The sequence below is a fragment of the Acidovorax sp. KPB24-07 genome (genome assembly GCF_057543315.1).
Window position 1 is genome coordinate 1 of sequence record NZ_BAAJYS010000768.1, and the last position, 973, is coordinate 973.

The window sequence follows — 973 nt, forward strand, 5'->3', positions numbered from 1 at the left end:
GGTTCGCGCTGGTGGGCGTGCTGGCGGGCACGTCCAGCGGTGGCGGCGCGGCCTTGATCGCCGTGGACAACCAGCCGGCCAAGCCGTTTCGCGTCGGGGCCACGGTGGCCGAAGGGCTGGTGCTCCAGGCCCTGGGCCGCCGCCAGGCGCGGCTGGGGCCGTCGCACGACGGCGCGGCCACGGTCACGCTGGAAATTCCAGAAAAACGGTAGCGGTTCGGGGGGCCGCACGCCGCGGGGTGTGCGGCACAAAGAAAGACACCTGTTTCAGGTGGGGCGAAAGCCGCTGTCTCCGACGCGTTCAGTGCGCTGGCGCGTCCAGCGGCACCGTGGTCCATTCCCCATAGGCCGGTGCGGCCACCGGCCATTCGTCGGCCCGCGGCAGGCGCCCGGGCCGGGCCTGCAGCCACTGCACGCAGCGCGCCACCCCCGCGTGGGTGATCCACAGCACATCGCCACCCCGGTCGTGGGACACTTGGCGTGCTTCGGACAGTGCCGCGTCCACGCGCAGCAGCATCGCGGCCAGGCTGTCGCCGCCGCTGGCGCGGGGGGCGCCGAAATCCGCCGTCCACGCATCGATGTCGGCCCGGGCAATGGCGTCCCAGGCGCGGCCTTCCCAGGTGCCGAAATCCATCTCGGCAAGGCGGGCGTCGGGCTCGCTGGCCGAATCGGCCTTCAGCGCCATCAGGGCCTGCGCAAGCTGCTCACATCTTCGTAGCGGCGAGTGGCGCATGTCCGCGAGCGTGCCGGGCAGCGCGTGGGTCAGCCGGCGGGCGGCATCGGCCGTCGCGGCAGGGTCGGCGGGCACGTCGAGCGCGCCGTAGCACACGCCCGGCGCCACGAGCGGCAGCGCATGCCGCACCAGCCACAGGCGCCGCTGCGTCACCGCAAGCCTGCCCCCAGCGCGATGGCGGTGGCCAGGTAGATGGCGATTTTCGCCGATCTGCTGCGTGGCCCCCAGGCAGTCGCCCGTG

Annotated in this window: 1 protein-coding gene and 1 pseudogene; one reads left to right on the forward strand and one right to left on the reverse strand. The window is 73.4% G+C overall.

Going from position 1 to position 973, the window contains the following annotated elements; all coding sequences use genetic code 11:
• Positions 1-212, forward strand: a pseudogene (locus AC27IQ_RS25665) (type II secretion system protein N); the annotation flags it as partial.
• Positions 213-300: 88 nt separating this feature from the next.
• Here AC27IQ_RS25665 and AC27IQ_RS25670 read toward each other — a convergent pair.
• Positions 301-885, reverse strand: coding sequence for a histidine phosphatase family protein (locus tag AC27IQ_RS25670; protein WP_487091323.1), 585 nt, complete (start codon positions 883-885; stop codon positions 301-303).
• Positions 886-973 lie beyond the last annotated feature (88 nt).